The organism is Spiroplasma citri (assembly GCF_001886855.1).
GTDB lineage: Bacteria > Bacillota_I > Bacilli_A > Mycoplasmatales > Mycoplasmataceae > Spiroplasma > Spiroplasma citri.
Window position 1 is genome coordinate 848,668 of record NZ_CP013197.1, and the last position, 21,660, is coordinate 870,327.

The 21,660-nt window shown below is 27.2% G+C and carries 19 protein-coding genes and 1 pseudogene; 2 read left to right on the forward strand and 18 right to left on the reverse strand.

The window, feature by feature from the left end; translation table 4 throughout:
* Positions 1-5: 5 nt before the first annotated feature.
* The gene (locus SCITRI_RS04720; RefSeq protein ID WP_071937437.1) at positions 6-3,668 is read right to left on the reverse strand and encodes an AAA domain-containing protein; all 3,663 of its coding nucleotides are present in this window, start codon (positions 3,666-3,668) and stop codon (positions 6-8) included.
* 206 nt (positions 3,669-3,874) lie between these two features.
* On the opposite strand from SCITRI_RS04720, the gene SCITRI_RS04725 reads away from it, so the two are divergent.
* Entirely contained in the window at positions 3,875-4,399 is a 525-nt protein-coding gene (locus SCITRI_RS04725) for a hypothetical protein (RefSeq protein WP_071937438.1), read from the forward strand.
* Between the two features lie 65 nt (positions 4,400-4,464).
* On the opposite strand, the gene SCITRI_RS04730 is transcribed toward SCITRI_RS04725, so the two are convergent.
* The 8 genes from SCITRI_RS04730 to SCITRI_RS12465 form a co-directional block, all read right to left on the reverse strand.
* Positions 4,465-5,064 (reverse strand): hypothetical protein, encoded by a 600-nt coding sequence (locus tag SCITRI_RS04730; protein ID WP_071937439.1) that lies wholly within the window; start codon positions 5,062-5,064, stop codon positions 4,465-4,467.
* A gap of 233 nt (positions 5,065-5,297) precedes the next feature.
* Complete coding sequence (locus tag SCITRI_RS04735) at positions 5,298-5,585, reverse strand: hypothetical protein (protein WP_071937440.1); 288 nt, start codon at positions 5,583-5,585, stop codon at positions 5,298-5,300.
* A complete protein-coding gene (locus tag SCITRI_RS04740; RefSeq protein WP_071937441.1) occupies positions 5,548-5,847 on the reverse strand; it encodes a hypothetical protein in 300 nt (99 codons plus the stop codon). The genes SCITRI_RS04735 and SCITRI_RS04740 overlap by 38 nt, the downstream gene beginning before the upstream one ends.
* A complete protein-coding gene (locus SCITRI_RS10025; RefSeq protein WP_155522118.1) occupies positions 5,841-5,996 on the reverse strand; it encodes a hypothetical protein in 156 nt (51 codons plus the stop codon). The genes SCITRI_RS04740 and SCITRI_RS10025 overlap by 7 nt, the downstream gene beginning before the upstream one ends.
* A gap of 63 nt (positions 5,997-6,059) precedes the next feature.
* A complete protein-coding gene (locus SCITRI_RS04745) occupies positions 6,060-6,404 on the reverse strand; it encodes a hypothetical protein (RefSeq protein WP_071937442.1) in 345 nt (114 codons plus the stop codon).
* Positions 6,405-6,787: 383 nt separating this feature from the next.
* Positions 6,788-7,087, reverse strand: coding sequence for a hypothetical protein (locus SCITRI_RS04750; RefSeq protein WP_071937443.1), 300 nt, complete (start codon positions 7,085-7,087; stop codon positions 6,788-6,790).
* Positions 7,088-7,102: 15 nt separating this feature from the next.
* Complete coding sequence (locus tag SCITRI_RS04755; RefSeq protein ID WP_071937444.1) at positions 7,103-7,309, reverse strand: hypothetical protein; 207 nt, start codon at positions 7,307-7,309, stop codon at positions 7,103-7,105.
* Positions 7,309-7,542 (reverse strand): pentapeptide repeat-containing protein, encoded by a 234-nt coding sequence (locus SCITRI_RS12465; protein WP_157092891.1) that lies wholly within the window; start codon positions 7,540-7,542, stop codon positions 7,309-7,311. Before SCITRI_RS12465 ends, SCITRI_RS04755 begins: the two co-directional genes overlap by 1 nt.
* A gap of 873 nt (positions 7,543-8,415) precedes the next feature.
* On the opposite strand from SCITRI_RS12465, the pseudogene SCITRI_RS04765 reads away from it, so the two are divergent.
* Positions 8,416-9,303, forward strand: a pseudogene (locus SCITRI_RS04765) (IS30 family transposase).
* Positions 9,304-9,345: 42 nt separating this feature from the next.
* Here SCITRI_RS04765 and SCITRI_RS04770 read toward each other — a convergent pair.
* The 9 genes from SCITRI_RS04770 to parE form a co-directional block, all read right to left on the reverse strand.
* Positions 9,346-12,168 (reverse strand): cation-translocating P-type ATPase, encoded by a 2,823-nt coding sequence (locus tag SCITRI_RS04770; RefSeq protein WP_071937446.1) that lies wholly within the window; start codon positions 12,166-12,168, stop codon positions 9,346-9,348.
* 365 nt (positions 12,169-12,533) lie between these two features.
* Positions 12,534-12,827, reverse strand: coding sequence for a hypothetical protein (locus SCITRI_RS11440; protein WP_237237830.1), 294 nt, complete (start codon positions 12,825-12,827; stop codon positions 12,534-12,536).
* 49 nt (positions 12,828-12,876) lie between these two features.
* Entirely contained in the window at positions 12,877-13,335 is a 459-nt protein-coding gene (locus tag SCITRI_RS04780; protein WP_071937447.1) for a GNAT family N-acetyltransferase, read from the reverse strand.
* 176 nt (positions 13,336-13,511) lie between these two features.
* A complete protein-coding gene (gene rpmG / locus SCITRI_RS04785; RefSeq protein ID WP_071937448.1) occupies positions 13,512-13,661 on the reverse strand; it encodes a 50S ribosomal protein L33 in 150 nt (49 codons plus the stop codon).
* Between the two features lie 112 nt (positions 13,662-13,773).
* Complete coding sequence (locus SCITRI_RS04790; protein WP_071937449.1) at positions 13,774-14,556, reverse strand: hypothetical protein; 783 nt, start codon at positions 14,554-14,556, stop codon at positions 13,774-13,776.
* Entirely contained in the window at positions 14,504-15,385 is an 882-nt protein-coding gene (locus SCITRI_RS04795) for an ATP-binding cassette domain-containing protein (protein WP_237237831.1), read from the reverse strand. The genes SCITRI_RS04790 and SCITRI_RS04795 overlap by 53 nt, the downstream gene beginning before the upstream one ends.
* Positions 15,386-18,820: a DNA topoisomerase IV subunit A gene (gene parC, locus SCITRI_RS04800; protein WP_071937450.1), complete on the reverse strand. Its 3,435-nt coding sequence runs from the start codon at positions 18,818-18,820 to the stop codon at positions 15,386-15,388.
* Positions 18,821-18,822: 2 nt separating this feature from the next.
* Positions 18,823-19,494: a hypothetical protein gene (locus SCITRI_RS04805; protein ID WP_237237832.1), complete on the reverse strand. Its 672-nt coding sequence runs from the start codon at positions 19,492-19,494 to the stop codon at positions 18,823-18,825.
* Between the two features lie 125 nt (positions 19,495-19,619).
* Positions 19,620-21,557, reverse strand: coding sequence for a DNA topoisomerase IV subunit B (parE, locus tag SCITRI_RS04810; protein WP_084566885.1), 1,938 nt, complete (start codon positions 21,555-21,557; stop codon positions 19,620-19,622).
* Positions 21,558-21,660 lie beyond the last annotated feature (103 nt).

Consider the following 21,660-nt stretch of genomic DNA (forward strand, 5'->3'; position numbering starts at 1 on the left):
ACCTCCTATTTACCAATAATTTTTTGTACAATCCTATTAATAATATCTACTTGGTAATTTTTAAATAACCAATTACTATGTAAAATTGCTTCAATTTTTCATCCGCGGTCAACTAAATACTTTTGACGATAAAAATCATATTCTTTTTGTTCAACTCCAATTGGATATGTTAAATCATCACAAATAATCCCTAATACATAATGGTCTTTTTTCTGATCATATACCGTAACATCAATTTGATAAGTCCCTTGCACTGTATATGTTGCAATTTGATAACGCTCATGTCCACTTAAGGCTGCTGTTAAAGCAGCTGCAACTTCTGCTGTAAATTGTCGATTAATTTTAGAAATTTGTTGTTCTTGAGCATAACTTTTTGCTGTTGTTAACTTTGCTAATACTTTGTCTTTTTGATCTTTTCCGCGGTTTAATTGCTCAACATATTCTAAATAATATTTAAAGTATCGTGGGCCAGGATGTTTTGAATCTTCTGAAATTAATGATGATGGAAATGACTTAACAATATAAATTTTTTCTTTTGCTCGAGTAATTGCCACATTTAAACGGTTCTCACCACCAGCTTGCGATAAAGGACCAAAGAATTGCGTAAATTTATTATTCTCGTCCCGCGCAAAACCAATTGAAAAAATAATAATATCGCGTTCATCACCTTGAATATTTTCAAGATTTTTCACAAATAAGCCTTCATTCCGCCCATTATGCACTCGATGTAATTCTTGTTCTAACGCTGGTGTTTTTTCAAATTCTTCCGTTAAATATTGTCAAATTAAGTTTTTTTGTACTTCGTTAAAAGTAACAACCCCAATTGTTTCTTGTTGTTTTCGAGTTGTAATAATTTCTTTTAATAAAGCAACAATTCGTTTCGCTTCAGGAATATTACCCCGGTTTTTTCATACCCCATCAGGAACATCAATTAATTTTAACGGAAAATCCTTTTTTGTTTTATTTGAAATCATAATTAAATTATTATCATAAAAGGCAGCATTTGAAAAATTAATTAACTCACTATATTTTGACCGGTAATGAAATCGTAACATACTAGAATTATATTGTTTACTAGCAAAGTCAAGTAAACTCTTATCAGTTAAGGTTGTTTCAAGGGCTAACAATTCTTCGTTTTGTTCTCACCCATCATAATCAAACCGTGATGAAAAGAAATTTGTTGGTCCTAATTGTTTTTTATCCCCAGCAACTAAAATTCGTTCTGCACGATAAATAATTGGAATTGCTCGTTCCACAAAAATTTGTGATGCTTCATCAAAAATTAATTGGTCAAACTCTTGATGATTTAATGGTAATAATTGGGATGCAATATCCGGAGTTGCCATAATAACGGGAAATAAAACTTTAATTAATTCATAGTTATTTTTAAAAAAATAAGTAATTGATCGTTTTGTTTTTTTTCGACATTCTTCAATAAGTTTAGGTAACGTTTCAATAAAATTTACTTTAATAACATCCCGAATTTGTTGATGGTATAAATAAGTTAAATATTCTGTTGTATTAAGCATTGATTGATTGCTTAATTTAGTTAGTTCTTTACGTCAATTTAAAGTTCCAACTTTTAATAACTCAGCATGTTCTGTTTGATAGCAATGAAAAAAATAATGTTGATAAATTAATGGCAAATCTGCTTCAACTTTAACAACAGTTCCTAAGTAAGCATATAGTTCATAATTTTTATCTTCACGACGCAAGCGATCATTTTGGTCAATCAATTCTAAACGATTAACAAAATAATCAATATTTTTAAATTCCGTTGTTAATGCCTCAATTAAAATTGTTTCTTCAATTTTAAATAAATTAAATTTATTCTCATCAACACTATTAATCGTATAACTAACAATATTATTTTTTAAGACATTAAATATTAATGCTAAAAATTTATGTGGTTTTAATCCTTTAGCTTTTTTTAACATTTTTTTAAATTCTTTGACACGAAAACGATGATAAATTTCTGCAAAATGGGGAAAATCATTAAACAAGGCTAAAAATTTTTGAACAATCATCGTATTTTGATAAATTCGATGACAATGACGAGAATAATCATCATATTCTAATTCAAAATAATAAAACTGACTTAATAATTCAAAATCTAATGTTAATGGCTGATTTTTAACATTATTTAAAAATTGTAAATAATCTTGATAAGCATCTTGACGTGCAAATATTTTATATTTCTTAATATTATCAAATAACTGATCCATTTTGCTTAAATACATTGCACTTTCGACTTCTGGATATAATTGATTAATATTATTAATACTATCTAAAATTTTTTGATAAAAACTCTCCTTTTCTTCTAAGTTAGTAATCATTAAACAATAATTTTGAATTTTTTTCATATTATTATAAACTACTTTAATTGCATCTTGTTTTTCCGCACAAAACAAAACTCGCTCCCCACGGCATAAATTATTGACAATTAAATTGCTAATTGTTTGTGATTTTCCAGTTCCAGGTGGACCTTGAATAATCGTATTTTTTTCTAACGCTTTCTTAATGGCCACTTTTTGGGAAATATCATAATTGTTAATTGCCATTACTGTTCTTTCATTTAATTCTTCTTGATAACGTAGTTGGTTTTCCGCTCAATCCTCTTCAATATTATATTCATTTTGAAAAATTTGACTAACAGAATTATCAATAACTTTCTCTAAATCACAATAATCTCGATATAACGTTGTTGATGAAATATTATACATTCCAAGATAGCAATCAAATACTAACCCTAAATTATTAACTTGATAATTATTGGCTAAATATTTCTCAAAGTTATCAGAAATATTAGAAGATAATTGTTCATTTTGTTTATAGTAATTTAAATTATATAAATTATTTATTTTATCTTCATTTTTAACCTTAAATCCTAATGTTTTTAAATCTGTAATTGCTTTTTGAAAAATATCATCCGTTAAAGTTAAGGAATCAAAACTAAATTCAGCCACATTATAATTACTATCTTTAATTTGACTTAAACGAATTGCTGAATTTAATAAAATTTCATCATGTTTTGTTGCTAAAACAATTTTAGTTTTTGTACGACTAAGTTCATTTAGTGGTCATAATAATAATGGCGCACGAAAAACTTTTTGTGATTGTGTTAATCCTTCAATGTATGGCCAACCAATATATAATGGATTAATATTTCTTTCAAAGGAATATAATTTGGCATCTTGTAAAATTCGAATAAATTTATTAAAAATTTTTGTTGTTTCTTCACTAATGATTTTTTCTAATTTTAATAAGCTTTCTTCACTAACTTTTTTTCCATCTTTTTTAACAAACAACGTAAAAATAAATTCAAGAATTTTTGAATAATGTAAAATGGGATACTTATTGAATGCATGCTGCTTTAAGTGTGAAGCAAATTCTTCATCATTTTTACTTTTATTAATAATTCCTCCAACGTAACCACAAATTTCCCTAATTGTTTCTCCAGATAATTTTGTAATAATAAGATTTTCTTTCTTATTAATATCTTTTCAAACCTTTTCTGGACTTTGGTTTGATAAAAATAATAAGTCTAAGAAATTAATAATATTTTTACTTTTTGTGTTAATTTTGGTTAAAAAAATGTCTCCCACTGATTTATCATTTAACAGTCGTTTTTTGTACTCACTTAAAATCGTTAGAATATTTTTTTTCATAGTCTTTCTCTTCCTATTAATATTACTTATATTAGCATATTTGTTAAAAGTTGTAAATTATTGTAGAAAGACAAATGTCTTAAAAATAAAATTTTATGAAATAAATTTAGTTAAATACTACAATAATTTTTAAAAATAGTATATTATTAGCATAGTGTATGACTAATTTATTTAGTAAATAGCATTACGTTGATGAGGATAATAGTATGAACGCTATTAATCAATTATTAAATACATTAGAAAATTACGGCAGCATTACGGGAACTAATATTGTCAAAATCCAAACCTTACAAAAAAATTATACCATTAAAGATAATTGTTATTTAGTTCAAAAAAAACAAAATTCAAATGAATATTTCTTTTTTGCTAATGCTAAAATATTACCTTGATGAAATTATGAATATGATAATGATCAAAACTTAAAAATTATGAAAAATAACAAGGAAATTATTGAAACAATTCCAAAAGAAAGATATTTATCATTCAAAAATGATAAAGATGCAATAACTAGTAGTCAAGTTGTAATTCCCTTACCGTTAGCAAAACCATTATCCGTATCTGAACTAATTAATGATTATGCTTCAGAACATATTATTCGAACTTTTATTACTAATCTAGTCCCATTAGAAATTGTTGAAAAAATTACAATAAAAAATATTGAAGCAATTAAAACTAATGGTAGAAATGAACAAATTTGAAGTTTTTCACAACATATTAATAAAACGAAATAAAATGATATTAGAATTAATACTAATATCATTTTTAGTTATGTTTTTAAACAATTTATTATTGAGCCTTATTTATCTAATTCAGTTTCTTGTTCATGTTGATTTGTTTGTTGTTTATCTAAATTTTTTAATTGCTCATTAATTGATTTTATTTGTGCTTTACTTAAATCTGTTAAATTTGGTTTTGGTGCAATTGGTGGTTTTTCTTGCCCATTAATGCCATTTAATTGTGGTTTTTTTGTTTCTACTTTTCGTAAATTATTTTTCATTTTCATAATTTCTTGTTGCAAAATACTTGGTGGTGCTGGTGGTTGTTCTTTTGGTCTTTGAATTTTATTTTGCATCGCATCACTTTTTACTCGTGGTTCTACACGATAGCTTTCTGTGCTTCCTGGGATTGGCGGTGCTGGACGATGTGGTTTTAATGGTTTCAAATTTTCATAAATTGGCTCATTATCATTTGTAATAATTTCTTTTAAAACTTCACGATATTCGTCATCCTTAAGATGCTCACCAATTGTTTGACTCATTGCACTCACAAATTCTGATGAAACTTTTGAAGCTTCTTTATTACTAAAACCAAGTTTTTTCAAAAATGAATTAAATGACTTTTTAAGTGATTTATAAGCTGTTTTTAACGTATTTTTTGCTTTTGAAGTAATTCCCATCTTATTTACTTCCTTTTTTAGTTTTTAATTGACTATGTTTTATAAACAATAAACAATTAAAGTAATTTATTTTAAAAATATTAGTAATATTTTTAAAATCATATACGATATTAAAATTAACATATTTAATTAAATTTAGCAAGGATTATTTTTAAAATAATGTAAATTGTAATTTAATAAAAATAAAATGATATGAGGATTAAAACTCATATCATTTTTAATATTAATATTTATTATCAATCATAAGATAAGATTATCTGTTTTCCAACCGGTAACCACATTGCTCCCCCAATTCAAGTTCCAAAACTACGACCAAATTGATATAATAATAATTGTAAATATCATTCACTGTCTTGGCCCATATAATATGTGAAACCAATTTTTTGTTTAATTTTAATACCGGTAATACTACTTATTTTCTCATATTTATCAAAAATATAGAAATTAGCATACTCTTTTCCATCTTCTAACGTTGTTGCATGCTTAATATTGAAAATTATAACGGGGGCTAACCTTGTCATGCATTAAAAAATTATCAAAATTTTCACCATAATTTCTTGTTGTACTACCTCAACTAGCAGAAGTAGGCTCTGTATATGGTGTTCGAACCTTATCAAATTGTTTTGGATTTTTATTTCCTGTTTTTATTGTAATAATTTTAAAATTTTCAGTAGTTGTATTATAACTAGTTAACAATGTTACATCAGATTTGTCTTCATTAAAATAATAGACATATTTATTTTCTCATGGCGAATTTGCTTGTGCTAAATTTGCTCCTAACAAAAGCCCACTAGCAATGTTTGTTGTGCTGAATCTGCATCTGTTGGAATTGGTAATATAATATATTGACCAGTTGCAATACAACTATCAATAACTCCTTGTAAATAAATTGCATTCATATTTGAATATCAATTACGAGTAATAGTACGCATTTATTCTCTAATTGTATTAGTTCTTACTTCAACAGGTGATTCCATAAAACGAACAGTATCAAATTAAGGAACATCATACTTAAATGTTAACATTTGATCCATCATAACGATTGCTCTTCTTACTCCTACTGATTGTTGTTCAGCACCAGCAGATGTATCATAATCATTTCCTCAAACCATTCTTTCAGGAAAGACATATTGCCCTTGTTCAAAACCATCTTCCATTGAAATTTGTTTAGCAGACATCATCATCATTTCTGTTGCATCAATATATTGACTATCTGCTTCTAAAATTTTTTTAATTTGTAAAACTGCAACATCACCAATTGCTTTTTCTGTTGGACTATTTCCACCAATTTGAAAAAGAGTAGGTAATACAATACTTGATTTTCCACTTATTTTTGACATAGGTTAATCCTCCTTATTGTCATTGTAAATTTTTAGCAATTTCAATAATATCTTCATCAGTTTTAGCACCATTTTTCTTAATTTCTTCTAAACGATTAGATTTAATTTCTTCTTGTCTTTTTAACATTTGGTCAATTACAGAACCACCATCAACAGTACCATCAACTTGATTTAGATTATATTCTTCTGCTATTTTATTTATTCTTTCTTGTTTAGATAAATCATTATATTTTTCATTATCAATTAATGAACTAATAATTTTTTTATCTTTATCTGTAAAATTTTGTATTAGTTTTACCTAATGCTCAATGTTCATCAGTAATATCTTCAAATGAAACTGGATAACTTCTAAGCATTAATTCATTTATTTTGTTAATAGTTTTTTATTTAACTTTTTCATATTTCACATTCTTACTAGGTAATTTGTCATATTTTGAATTATCTTTTAAAACATAGTTTTTTCTTAAAGTTTTTTCTGAACAACTTGATAATATACATTCGTCAACTTTTTCACAATTTATACAATATAATTGAAAATAAAAATCTTCTTTATATAATATTTGTTGTTTTAATTCAGCAAGTTCTTTTTTAAGTGCTCGAATTTTGCTATTAAGTGCATCAATTTCTCATTTAATTGTTTGAATGTGGCTATTAATTGCATCAATTAATTCTGTTATATTCATTGTTTTTCTTCCTCACTAGAAATATGAAATAAGACAACTAGCACATACACAATGCAATTTAGCTTTGAAATTTTGTCTTAATTCTCTAGCTGAACATTCGCCACCAATAAAATCAATTTCTTTTTGTGTATATCTTTCATCTGAAAAAGACCAATAATAACCATCATAAGGAATATTTAATCCGTCTTCTTGACAATCTTCACAATATTTTCTTTTTCCCATTATTTATCCTCCCCAATAACAGTTAATTGGTCTAATTGTTCTTTTGTGATTTTAACATCTTGTAAATCAACACAAGATAAATTAGCCCATTGTAAATCAGCACCTCGTAATTTAGTACCTCATAAATTAGCCTCTTGTAAATTATCCCAACGTAAATCAAAATCTTGTAAATTAACACCTCGTAATTTAGCACCTCGTAAATCTAATGCTTCATATTCTAAATATTCATTGATTTTTTTTGTTCAACAGTAACTCCTGTTAAATCTTTAATTAAATCTTGTAATTTTTTCATTTTATAATTTCCTTTCTGTAAAAAAACATAATATTTCTTTATTAGTTAATATTTTTATATTTAGTAAATAATTTATTTTATTATTTACTTACTTCGCCGCCCGCTTCACTTCGGGGGTGAGCGGGGGCGGTAGAATATTTTGATAGAGGTTTAACCCACCACCACGGAAATAAACAAAAAAAACAATTTACCCAGTTATTAATTACGCTTCATGCACTCCTACACAACTTTATATAAAGAAAATAACCTTTTGGAGCTCCTCCCTCTTGTTGTTTTAGTGTCCGATATTGTTTTTTTCGGTTTAAAAGCACTCTTTTTATGAAACAAGCAAAAACACACGCTCTGACATTTCGCGGGCGACTAACCCCACAGAGAATTAAAGAAATAAATATGGTTAAAACCAATCGCTTTCACACTTTCTTTAAGGCTTCGTGCCATAGATGAGTTATCCATCTTTAAGCATCAAAATATCAAGTTTTAGTATTGCATTATTCATCAGATAGTACCTTTATTAAAAATGATATTATTAGCTGTTTAAATATCTCATTATCTCTATTAATAAACCGAAAAAATATAATAAATCACAGAAAGGAAATTATAAAAATTAACTAATTTGTAGGGAAAATAGGTTAATTTTTAATTTTAAAGATACTATCTGATGAATAATGCAAATAAAAAAATCGCTCTAATAAGCGATTACTTTAATTTATATTTAATTACTTTATTTATATTTTTTATAAAACCTCAACTTTTTTCTTACTACCATTTGAGTTTTATAGATAAAGTTAAATTAGAACAATTATTATTATCAAAAATGTTTTTAAAAAAGAATGGTGAGCAGAATATTTCTGTAATTGCTAAATTTTTGAATAGACATCGTAGTACTATTTTACGAGAAATTAATATATTTAAAACTATTAAAGAATATAGTGCTTATAAGTCATATGAAATGTATTATGAGGAAAGAAAAAAGAATAATAAAAGATGTAAATTTACTGAAGAACAGATTAATTTTGTGAAAATTAGACTTAATAAATATCGTGATACTCCGAGAGAATTTATTTATCGTTATTTTTTAAAATTTGGTGTTAAATTTCCCGTTTGTGTTAAAACATTGTATAAATGAATTCGTTTAGGTTTTTATGGTTTTTTAAAACAGAATTTACGACATCGTGGTAAAAAATATAAAACAAAAGGAAAATCTGATAATCGTTGTAAATTAACTGATTTTAAGTCAATTTGAGATATTGAAAATAAAGTTTCTAATGTTGGATGATTTGAAATGGATACTGTTGTTGGGAAAAACCATCAATCTAGTTGTTTAGTTTTAGTATAACAATCAAGTAAAAAATATTTTGCAATAAAATTAGAAAATCATACTGCTAGGGAAGTTGAGAAAAAGTTTAAAGATATTGTTATAAACAATAATTTAATTGGAAAAATAAAAGGAATAATAACAGATAGAGGTAAAGAATTTAGTGAATGACGAGAAACGGAAATATTTGCTGAAATACAAGTATATTTTGATGATGCTGGCAAACCTCGTCAAAAACCTTTAATTGAAAATATGAATGGTGAGTTTAGAAAATGATTTCCTCCTGGAACTAATTTTAATAATGTTAGTTAAAAACAAATTGATTGAGTAGTTAATAATGTAATAAATGAAAAAATTGGACCGTGTTTAAACAACTTAATTGCTTAATATAATATTTTCTAAAAATTATTTGTTTTAACAACGATTGGTTTATAATTTTCTTATTTTAACTTTCCCAAGTTTTTGCAAGTGTTGTTTTAATCCATGATGTCATCAAAAATGACAAGCATCAGTTATCACAATAATTGTCACAGGAATCATTGCCATTGCTAAACAAGCGGGGATAAAATATCAATTATTTAAATTATAAACTTCTAAATCATTTAAATTTAATACTTTATTATTAATTCAAGGAATAAACAAAATAATAATATTTAATAAAACTGCTCCTATTGCGGCATAAATTAATGGGCGATTAATAATTGGGGTAAAGCGGTTTTTTATTTTTCAATTTGTTAAAGTAACAGTATTAACAAACATACTTGGTGCACAAGTTAAAGCAATAAAAATCCCTGTCCGTCCAAAATCAGAAATTTGTAATTTCATTTCAATTGTAATATTTGGATCACTACTTCGTAAAAAATCAAAAACTGTTTGATAACCATAGGCTTCGTATGCCTGAGCAGGAACGAAACTCATTCCAAAATAATAAGCTCCAATACAAACACTTGTTGTTAGAATAGTAATCCGAATCATTGGTCCTCAAATATTTCGAAATAAGGGATTTTTCCCTTGAACTATTTTAATTGTCATTAATGTGTCATCATTATCCGCCATTCCAATACAAATTGCTAAAATTGATTCAATAACTAAATTCATTCATAAAATATCAGTTGCTTCTACTGGTGAAACATGATTAATTAAGGATAAAATAAAAATTGATAAAACATTTGCTAAATTAACCCCAATAACAAAAGTGATTGCCCGTCGGATTTTTTGATAAACATTGCGCCCTTCATTAACTCCTTTAATAATTGTTTCAAAATTATCATCCGTTAAAATAACATCGGCTGCTTGCTTTGCAACATCTGTTCCGGTAATTCCCATTGCTACCCCAATATCCGCTTTTACTAAACTTGGAGCATCATTAACACCATCACCTGTCATTGAAACAAGATAATCTTTTTGTTGTAAAATATTAACAATCCGAACTTTATGTTCAGGATTAACCCGAGCAAACACTTTAATATTATCAACAATTCGAATTAATTGCTCATCCATCATTTCATTTAATTGTTCAGAAGAAATTACTTCATATTCTGAATAAGCTAAGTCTAACTCCTTAGCAATTGCTAGAGCAGTTGTTGCATGATCACCAGTAATCATAACAACTTTAATTCCAGCAGCGTGTGCTTTTTTCACTGCTTCAATAGCAGATAAACGAACAGGATCAATCATTCCAACTGCTCCTAAAAAAATTAAATTTTTTTCTAATGCTTCAGGGTCTTGTTCATCATCAAAGTTAGTATTATAAGCAAACGCTAACACCCGTAATGCTTGCGCTGATAAATTATCTGCTAACTTTAATAACAGTGCTTTATCTTGCTTAGTTAATCTTAGAATTTCATTCTGAATCATAATGCGATCACAACGTTCTAATAAACTATCCAATGCTCCTTTTGTAAAAGTTGTACTAACCCCTTCAATAAGATTTAAGGTAGACATTAGTTTCCGTTCAGAATCAAAAGGAACCTCATCAATTCGTTCTCATTTATCACGTGAATCTTGTTCATCATAAGCAAATAATTCAGCATAATCAACTAATGCTAATTCTGTTGGATCACCAATTCGTTCCTTGTCTTCAGTAACACTATCATTACATAAAACTAATGCTTTCAAAAATAAATCCTGGTGCTGATCAAGACCACTATTAATGTATTTATCAGCATTAATTACATCATTATTCATAATTACTTTTTTAACTGTCATTTTATTTTGTGTTAAAGTTCCTGTTTTATCAGTACAAATAACATTGACACTACCCAATGTTTCCATACTAGCAAGTTTCTTAACAATTACATTTTGTTTCGCCATACGTTTGGTTGAAAATGATAAAGTAATAGAAACAACAGCTGCTAATGATTCTGGAATAACCCCAATTGCTAAAGTAATCGCCACCATTAAATAATTGGTTCATCCATTTTTATTACCATTAAAGTATAATGCTAAAAAGATAACAATAGTAATAATAAAACTTAATCCAGCAATTCAATAAGAAAACTTTGTTAGTTTTTTTTCTAAATTTGTGGCAGTTTCTTCTGTTTCATTAATTGTTGTTGCAATTTTTCCAATTTCTGATTGTTGACCAACCTTAATAACTACACCAACTGCTCGCCCAGCTGTAATAAAAGTTGACATAAAAGCAATGTTTTTCATTTCTGCCAAAATTGTTGTTGGTTCAATTGGATAAGCTGTTTTATGAACAGGAACACTTTCCCCAGTTAAAATTGCTTCATCAATAAATACATCAGATTGTTCAATAATCCGTAGTTCAGCTGGAACATATTTTCCTGCTTCCAAAATAACAATATCGCCAACTGTTAATTCATTAGCTGGGATTTCTTGCTGTGAATCATTTCGAATTACTACCGCTTTTGGCTTTGATAGGGATTTTAAAGCTACCATTGATTTTCGCGCTTTTACTGTTTGAATTGTTTCTAAAATTGCATCAAGGATAACAATTGCAGCAATTACTGAAAAATCAATAAAATACTCACCCTGAATTTGTCAATTATTTCCAATCATTGGTGCAATTACTGAGATTACAGCTGCTACAATTAAAATTAATTGAATTGGTTCAATTAATGCTTTACCAAAAATAACATATCATGGCGTTACTTTACTTTTTGGTAATTCATTTTTGCCATATTGTTTTTGCCGAATAATTACTTCTTCTGAAGTTAAGCCAGTTTCAAAATTAGTTTTTAAATTAGTTTCTAAGTTGCTATTAGTCTGGGATATATATTCTTCCATCATTAATGACCTTTCTATTTTATTGTGTTGTTAATCATTATACCTTAAAAATATTATTTTAGAAAAATTATTTTTACTTCAATCATTAAAAGTTAAATCAGAAAAACTATTTCTTTCTTGAACTAATTTTTCTGATTTAACTTTACTTAAAATTATAAATTTTGATGTTGCTTAGCAAGATTTGTTTGGTATTAACCAAACATTGAATAATAAGGATTTCGTCACTTTACTACGCCTTGCCCCATCCGATTATAATTGTTTGAAGCATTACGTAATAAATTAATCCTTTGCTTTGTTAATTCTAATAAATTACCTTGACTAAAAAAGGCCCCTTTTGATAAATATTTGTTACTTGTTGTGGTTTTTTATTTTTTACTATTATTTGTTTCTTTTCTTTTTTTTGTACTTTTATTAATTTTTTGCAAACTAAGTACTTGTTTTTTCTGCTGGGTTTGACTTACTGGACGAGCATTATAATTTGCTTTAATCTTAATATTATATTTTTGTCGCATTAAATTTAAAATTGTTTCTTTTTGAGTAAAAGTTAATTTTGTTTTTACTTTTAAAATTCGTTCAATTGAAAGAAAATTTAATTTTAGTGAATTTAAAAATTTAAAAGTCTTTAACACTTTTGGATCTAAATTTAATTTGGTCAACATTACCCATCGTTCCTTTTAATGGATATATTATACATTTTTTTCTATTAAATTAAAAATATTTTTTCATAAAATAGGTTAAAATTTCTTGTTGAGAATAGATATGAACATTTTTCTTCACTGCAATGTAATGATGCTTTTGAAAAAAAGCAACAGCTGATAAAAAAGCATCAACAGTAATATCTAAAAAACCATTTGTCTGTGCTTCTAATTCTAATTGTTTAAGCAATTTTTTGCCAAAATATCATCCTTGATATTCAGGATCAACATATAAATCAGTAATTTGATTTTGTTGTGCATGATAAGAACCATAACCTAAAATTTTATTTTCAAAACTAATTACATATCCTATTTCGGCTTCTAATGTTTTACAAAAATTATTATTTTGAAAATATTGTAAAATAGCTTCTTGTTCTAAAAGATTATAATCATCAAGATTAATTTTCTTAATTGTTTTTTGTCTTAATTGATTAATTTGGTCTTGATCAACAATTGTAGCTTTTCGAATCATTAGTTCTTCCTTCCTTTCATATTTTTACTTGCTATTTTAAAATAATTAAAAACACATATATGAAAATAATGTTATCTACTTTATCTTAATCATAACATAAAAACCGTTAATCAAAGCAAGATGTTAAGTCTAATCTTTGATAAAACTAATTTTAAAAAATAACTCATTTTAATGAGTTATTTTTTTTCTTTATGTAAAGTATGTTGATTACATTTTGAACAATATTTTTTCACTTCTAACTTGTCTTGTTGTTTCTTTTTATCATGCTTTGCAATATAATTTTCTTCTTTACATTGTTCACAACGTAAAATTATTCCTTCACGCATTTGTTTATTCCTCTTTTCTGCTTAAATCCTATTCTTCCCAAATTTTACAACAAATATATTATAACAAAATAATTTAAATTTGCCAATTATTTTCGGCTCTTTCCTTATTTTTTTAATTATCTCAACGAAAAATTCGAATAATTAATCATATTAAGAGACTGGTTAAAACAAGAGAGCCCAGCATAACACCACAACTAATACTTAATCCCTTGATTGATAAAATTGCCTCTTTATAATGTGTACCAACTAAAGCCGGAATAAAAGCAACAAATAAGAATGAACCTCCAACAAATAAAATTGTTAAAATTGTCGTTACTATTGATTGCATTGTTCGTGAATTAATTAAGATAACAGCAATAATCATTAAGGCAATTGCAAAAGCAGAAATAAAAATTGAAATAATGAAAAACAAAAGAACAATTAAATTATACGCAACAGCAAAATTAATCTTTAACACCGCATTAATAATGAAACTAGTAATTAAAACTAGCAAATCAGCAATTATTACTAAGGTAAAACAATAAGCGTAAACAATTAAAACAAAACCTAATGGTTTAATTTCCAATAATCCAATTCGTTTATATACAACGGACATTTTTAAATCAATTAAAAATCCCATTAACATATATACAGCAACACTTGTCCCAGTTGCAATAAAAGTAACACCAATTGATAATGCAATCACATTTGATCCTTGTCGATAGTTAACAAAAATTGCTTGACAAAGAATTGCGATTGGAATTAACACTACTGAAAAAATTAAAACCATTTTTTGACGTCGTAAATAACTTAGAAAAAAACGATATAGTGCTGATAAATTAATTTTTTCATTAATTAATCAACTATTTTTTATTTTTATCGATGTATCTTGCTCAGTTTTTTGCTCATTTGTCATGTTTGATTGCTCCTGTTCTATAGCCTTGTTTATAAGCCCCAATTTGATATTCTTTGAATTGATCTTTGACAAAATCTTCAACACTACCATATTTCGCAACAACATCAACTATTTTTGTTATTTTTGTAATTTCTCCTGCAACCATAAAAATCAAAGTATCACAAAACTTCTCAATTTCTTCCATATTATGGGAAATTAATAATAATGCTTTATTTTCATTTGCTAAAAAAATACTTAAAATTTCATATATTTTATCTTTAATTTCTAAATCTAATCCGGTTGCTAATTCATCAAGAATAATCAAATCCGGATCAACAATTAATGCTAATAAAATATTAATTTTTTGTTGTTGTCCTCCGGACAATTTTGAAATATCCTTGTTCATTCTTTTTTCAATTTGTAAATTTAGTAAAAATTGATAAATCTTTTCTGGTGGAATTAATAAATTATAAGCTTTTAAATACAAATTTAAAATATCATAACCAGTAATGCCACGAGGATATTTTGATCCTTGTAATTGCATTCCAATACGAATTCCATATTTTTTCTCACTACTACCATTCGAAACACGACGCAATTGGGCTAAAATTTCACATAAAGTTGTTTTCCCCGTTCCGTTCGGTCCAACAACCCCAATCCGTTCTCCTTTTTGCACAGTTAAACTAACATTTTTTAAAACATGTTGTTTTCGATAAAATTTATTAATATTAGTACATTTAACTAAAAAGTCTGTTCCCAAATTAGCCATTTTTTCTTCGCTCCTATTGTTTTTATCTGCAATTACTAAAATTATATATGAAAAATCAGTCAAAATTGACTGATTTTTCATTTATTTTTTACTTTTATCTAAAATATCATGGATGGTTAATTGTAACTCTTTTGTTTCATCAATTGCTAAATCTTTTTTAAATTTAGCTTTTGTTACACTCTTATTTTTAATTTCTTTAAAATCAACTCTTTGCATTGTTTGTTCATGATTATTTAAAGTAACATTTCTTAACCCCACCTTAATTGTTCTGGCTGGAGCTTGTTCAATTGCTTTTAACCATTCTGTTCGTGATTTTACTTTTATCGTAGACTTATCTTTTGGGTTATCTTTTTCAATATTATTAAACTCAAAATCAATTTTTTGTTGTCTATTTTTAAGAAGAGTCTCCACTGTAGTAACCACTTTGCCAAAAGTTGGTTTTTCTTCAGGAAGAGAAGGAACAAGCAGTTTTCTATTTTTTTGGTGATTATTTTGTTGTGCTTGTGCTTTTACTAATGCTACTTTAGCTTGTTCACGTTGTTTCTTTTCAATTAGCATGTCTACTGTTGTTTTTACTTTTCCAAATGTTTTACGAACAAACAATGGTGATGGTTCTTGTTCAGATGGCGCTGCAATTATGCTAGTTTCCACATTTGTTACTGGTTGTTCCGATTGTTTTTTACTTTGTTGTTCTTTTCGAAATTTCTTTTTTGTTTCTTTTATATTTTTATTTTTCTGGCGCATTTTTTCTCCGCGTGGTTTAACCACAATGTTTTTGTTAATACTTTTCTTACTATTAGGATGATGGTCTAGCATTGTTATTGGCTCTGCTGTTGCAATCACCTGATCGACTTGATAAATTTCTTCTGGTGGAATCATTAATGCTAATTTAACCTTGAGATCACTTTCTTCATCGTTAGTATTATCTGCTGTGATTGTTTCTTGATTATAACTTTTTTCACTTGATTCTGTCTTATTAAGAACAGAATTATTTGTTGCCTGTGTTACTTCAATTAAGGGTTTAATATTATTGGCATTATCATGTTCATTATAATGAAACGAATGCTTTTTTCCAGCAGTACTACTACTTTCTAATCCTTTTTTTGATGGGATTACTTTTAAATCATAATAATGTGGAATAACAATATCAACAATATTTTCAAAACCTAAGGTATGATTGGCAGTAACTAATTTATGAACAGTCATTTTATCAGTATTAAATAACTCAATTTCATCATTTTGTTTTAACATATGCAAGATATCTTTCCCTTTTGTTAAAAACGTTCAGCGAACAAGTTCATTAATATCTTTATTTAATTTATATAATCGTGTTCCTTTTACTGGTCGCGTTGATGTAGGAATTTCTGTTAAAGAAATTTTTTTCCCAGTATGAAGATTAGTAATTAATACTAAATTATCATCTTCACAATAACCCGCGTTAATAACAACATCATCACGTAGATTAATTGATTTAACCCCTGCTGTTCGTAACCCTAATGTTGGAATTTGTTTTTTATGATATTTAACAATAAAACCATTTGCTGTTGTTATGACCACATATGGATGATGACCAACTAATTGACTAGCAACAACTTCATCATCATTTTTTAAATTAATAGCTTTAAGTGCTTTACTAATCCGTGTCGCTTCAAAATCTTTAACGGCTGTTTTTTTAATCATTCCATTTTTAGTTGCTAACATAATGTATTGTTCTTTTTTATTAAAATCATTTAATAAGAAAGCACTAATAATTTTTTCTTCTCCTGGTAACTCAGAAATAGTATTAATATGTTCACCAATATCACGTAGTCGAACTGTTTTAATTTGATAAACTGGAATAATAACATAATTCCCTTTTGAAGTAATTAACAAAATTTTATCGGAAGTATTAGCTTGAAAATCAGCAATTCATAAATCCCCTGGTTTTCGTTTAAATTCTTCGTTTACTAATCGCGCTAATTGATTATTTTCTAAGGCTTTTAAATATCCATCTCTTGAAATTCAAATGTTCAAATCTTTTTCAATAATTGTTTCTGTTTTTTGAATTTCAATTGCTTCAATTTCATTTTCAATCACACTACGACGACGAGAAGCAAATTTTTTCTTAATTAATTCTAATTGATGAATAATAACACTATTTAATTTATTAATATCACGTAAAATTGCTTTTAATTCAGCAATTGTTGCAATTAATTCTTTTTCTTCTGCTTTTAATTGCAAAATATCCGTTGAAGTTAATCGATATAATCGTAATTGTACAATTGCTTCTGCTTGAATTTGGGTAAAACCAAATTTTTTTACTAAATTATGAATTGCATCACTACGATCTTTTGAATAGCGAATGACAGCAATCACTTCATCTAAAATACTAATTGTTTTGATTAATCCAGCAACAATTTCTGAGCGTTTTTGTGCTCGTGCTAATTCAAAGCCAGAACGATTAGTAATAACTTCTTGTTGATGTTCAACATAATGGGTTAAAATTTCTTTTAGCCCTAATTGTCGTGGTTGTTTGTTTGCAATAGCAACCATATTAAAATTATATGAAATTTGTAAATTAGTATTTTTTAATAAAAATTTCCGTACTGTTTCAACATTAGCTTGTTTACCTAATTCAATAACAATTCGTAACCCTTCGCGGTCTGTTTCATCACGAACTTCTTTAATATTTAATCCTGGTTCATTATATTTAATATCATCAATCTTTTTAACTAAGTCTTGTTTAACAACTTCATATGGAATCTCAGTAATTACTAAAGCATTGTTTTCAAATTTAATTTTGCTACGAACAATAATTTTTCCTTTTCCTGTTTGATATGCCTCTAAGATTCCACTTTTTCCCTGAATAATGCCTCCGGTTGGAAAATCAGGTCCTTTAACATATTTTACTAAATCTTTAACCGTACTGTCTGGTTTTTCAATAAAATGAATTGTTGCATTAATAATTTCATGTAAATTATGCGGTGGAATATTTGTGGCATATCCAGCAGCAATCCCGGTTGAACCATTAACTAATAAATTTGGAAATAAGGCTGGTAATACAACTGGTTCTTGTTCTGAATCATCAAAATTAGGAGCAAACGCAACTGTTTTTTTATCAAGATCTTGTAATAAAAATGAGGAAATTTCACTTAAACGAGTTTCAGTATAACGCATAGCTGCCGCTGGGTCTCCATCAATTGAACCATTGTTTCCATGCATATCAATTAATGGATAACGAACTTTTCAATTTTGAGATAACCTTACCATTGCATCATAAACCGATGTATCACCATGGGGATGATATTTTCCAATTACTTCCCCAACAATCCGTGCTGATTTTTTATAACTCGTATTAAAAGTTAATCGTAATTCATTCATTGCAAATAAAATACGGCGTTGTACTGGTTTTAAACCATCACGAACATCAGGCAAGGCTCGATCTTGAATAATATATTTGGCATAACGTCCAAAGCGTTCTGACATAATATCATTTAAACTATAAACTAATTCATTTTCTTTTTCGTTATTACTCATTTCTAAATTCCTCTCTGTAAATCAACTTTCATCATTTCATTTTTGATTATAAACTTTTTATAATCAATTTGATAAAATAACTTGTGCCCTAATTTTGTTAATATTCAATAATCCTTATGCTTGTCATAAGTAAACAATTGGTGGTGATGGGTTAATAATAACAATGTTCGAAAATATGCTAAGATTTGGTCATTAGATAATCAGTCAATTTCACATTGATAAAATAAGGTTCCTTCAATTAATAATAATTTATAAATTGTTAAATTTAACATATTTAATTGCTGATTAATTTTTAGTGGTAAATTTTTAGGTGTAATTAATTTTTTTTTCATATTAATTCCCATATTAATTTTTTGCCAAGCAAATAAAATTATTAATATATTATAATTATAGTAGTTTAATTCAAAAGCAATAATTTTATCTTTAAAAAAGTGAATACCATGTTTTGTTAACAAATATAAGTTACTACTTGATTCTAACTGATAAAGTGGTTCTGCTTCTTGCATAATTTTTTTTCAAAAAATTTCTTTTTCAGTAGTCTGTTGTGTTGCTAATAATAAACTTTCATACCATCAACTTAATGCTGTTTCATCTACTATTCCAAGTTCAATAGTTGTTGTAATTGTATTTTCACTATATTCAATGCCACTATTTGTTCAAACTTCTAATGTCAATGTTGTTTTTGTTTCTTTTATTTTAATAAGTCACAACTGAAAATTTTGATATTAACTAAGAGTTAGATTGATTTGATTTAGTTTATTAATTATTTTTTTGATTGCTTGTAACATTGTTGGCCTATTTAATTAATGATTGCTTGAAAATCATCTTCTAAAGTAAACTTAACATTTTCATCAATTCAATATTTTCGTTTTTTAGCATCATCTCCCATTAAGGTTACAATCCGTCTTTCAGCCATAACGGCATCATCAATTGTTACTAAAATTAATTGACGAGTTTGAGGATTCATTGTTGTTTCTCATAATTGTTCTGCATTCATTTCTCCTAACCCTTTATAACGTTGTAATTCAAATTTACCATGAAATTGACTTAATTTATTTTTTAATTCTGTTTCATCTCATGCATATTCAATATGTTTATTTTTGGTGCTAGTAATCTTAAATAAAGGTGGCAAAGCAAGATAAACACGATGATTTTCAATTAATGGTCGCATATAACGATAAAAAAATGTTAATAGTAAAGTTTGAATATGTGCTCCATCAGTATCTGCATCGGTCATAATAATTACTTTACCATAGTTGGCATCATTAATGTCAAAACCATTCCCCACTCCTGCACCAATGGCATTAATCATTACATTAATTTCTTCATTATTCATTAAATCTTGAAGTTTTGCTTTTTCAGCATTAATTACTTTCCCTCGTAATGGTAAAATTGCCTGAAAACGACGATCACGTCCTAATTTGGCACTTCCCCCAGCAGAATCTCCTTCAACTAAAAAAATCTCATTATTAAATTTATTTCGATTTTGAGCAGGGGTTAATTTTCCTGTTAATAAACGATCACTATTACCCCGTTTTTTGCTATTGCGCGCTGCTTCACGTGCTTTCCGAGCTTCTTCACGAACATTACGAGCTAATAATGCTTTTTCAATAATAGTGTAAGCATTTGTTTTATTTTCTGTTAATCAAAATCCAAATTGTTTTGATACAATCGTTTCAACTGCAACCCGAGCTTCATAAGTTCCTAATTTTCCTTTGGTTTGTCCTTCATATTGAATTAAATTTTCAGGAATTTTTACTGAAACAATAGTCGTTAGTCCTTCACGTGTATCAACTGAATCAAGATTTTTATCTTTTTCTTTTAACAATCCTTCTTTCCGAGCATAATCATTAATTACTTTTGTTAATCCTGTTCGGAATCCAACAACATGGCTACCACCTTCACTTGTTTTAACATTATTTGCAAAACTAAGTAAATTTTCATTAAATTCAGTTGAATATTGTAATGCTATTTCAACTTCGATTTGTTTTTCTACTCCTTTTAACATAATAATTGGAGTAATACTTTTTTTATCTTCATTCATATAAGTAATGAACTCTTCTAAACCATTATTAAATAAATATGATACTTTTTTATCAGTTCGTTGGTCAGTCAATGTTAACTTAACCCCGCTATTTAAAAATGCTGATTCACGAATTCGTTCTGAAATTGTTGAAAAAGAAAAATCAATTACTTTAAAAATCTTATGATCAGGTAAAAAAGTAACTGTTGTTCCCGTTTTCGTTGTTGTTCCAATTTTTGTTAATGGTTCTTTAACTTGACCACCATTTGCGAATTTAATACTTCAAACTTTGTGATCACGATAAATTGTGACATCAAAAGTGGCCGATAAAGCGTTAACAACTGAAGAACCAACACCATGTAGTCCGCCTGCTGTTTTATAACCATCACCACCAAATTTTCCACCAGCATGTAAAACTGAAAAAATTACTTCTGGGGTTGATTTTCCAGATGAATGAACTCCAGTTGGAACACCACGCCCATTATCTGCCACCATAATAGCATTATTCTTATAAATAATAATATCAATTTCATTACAATAACCAGCTAATGCCTCATCAATTGAATTATCAATAATTTCTCAAACTAAATGATGTAATCCACGAACATCAGTTGACCCAATATACATTCCTGGACGTTTTCGAACTGCATCTAGTCCTTCTAAAATCTGAATTGATGATTCATCATACTTTAATGTTTTATCTTCAATACTCATATCCTCTATCATTCCTTTTAAATATAATTTTCACTATTATTATTTTATATTATAATGCTTTTATTTACAATTATTTACTAAATTATTTCTAATTGCTATATAA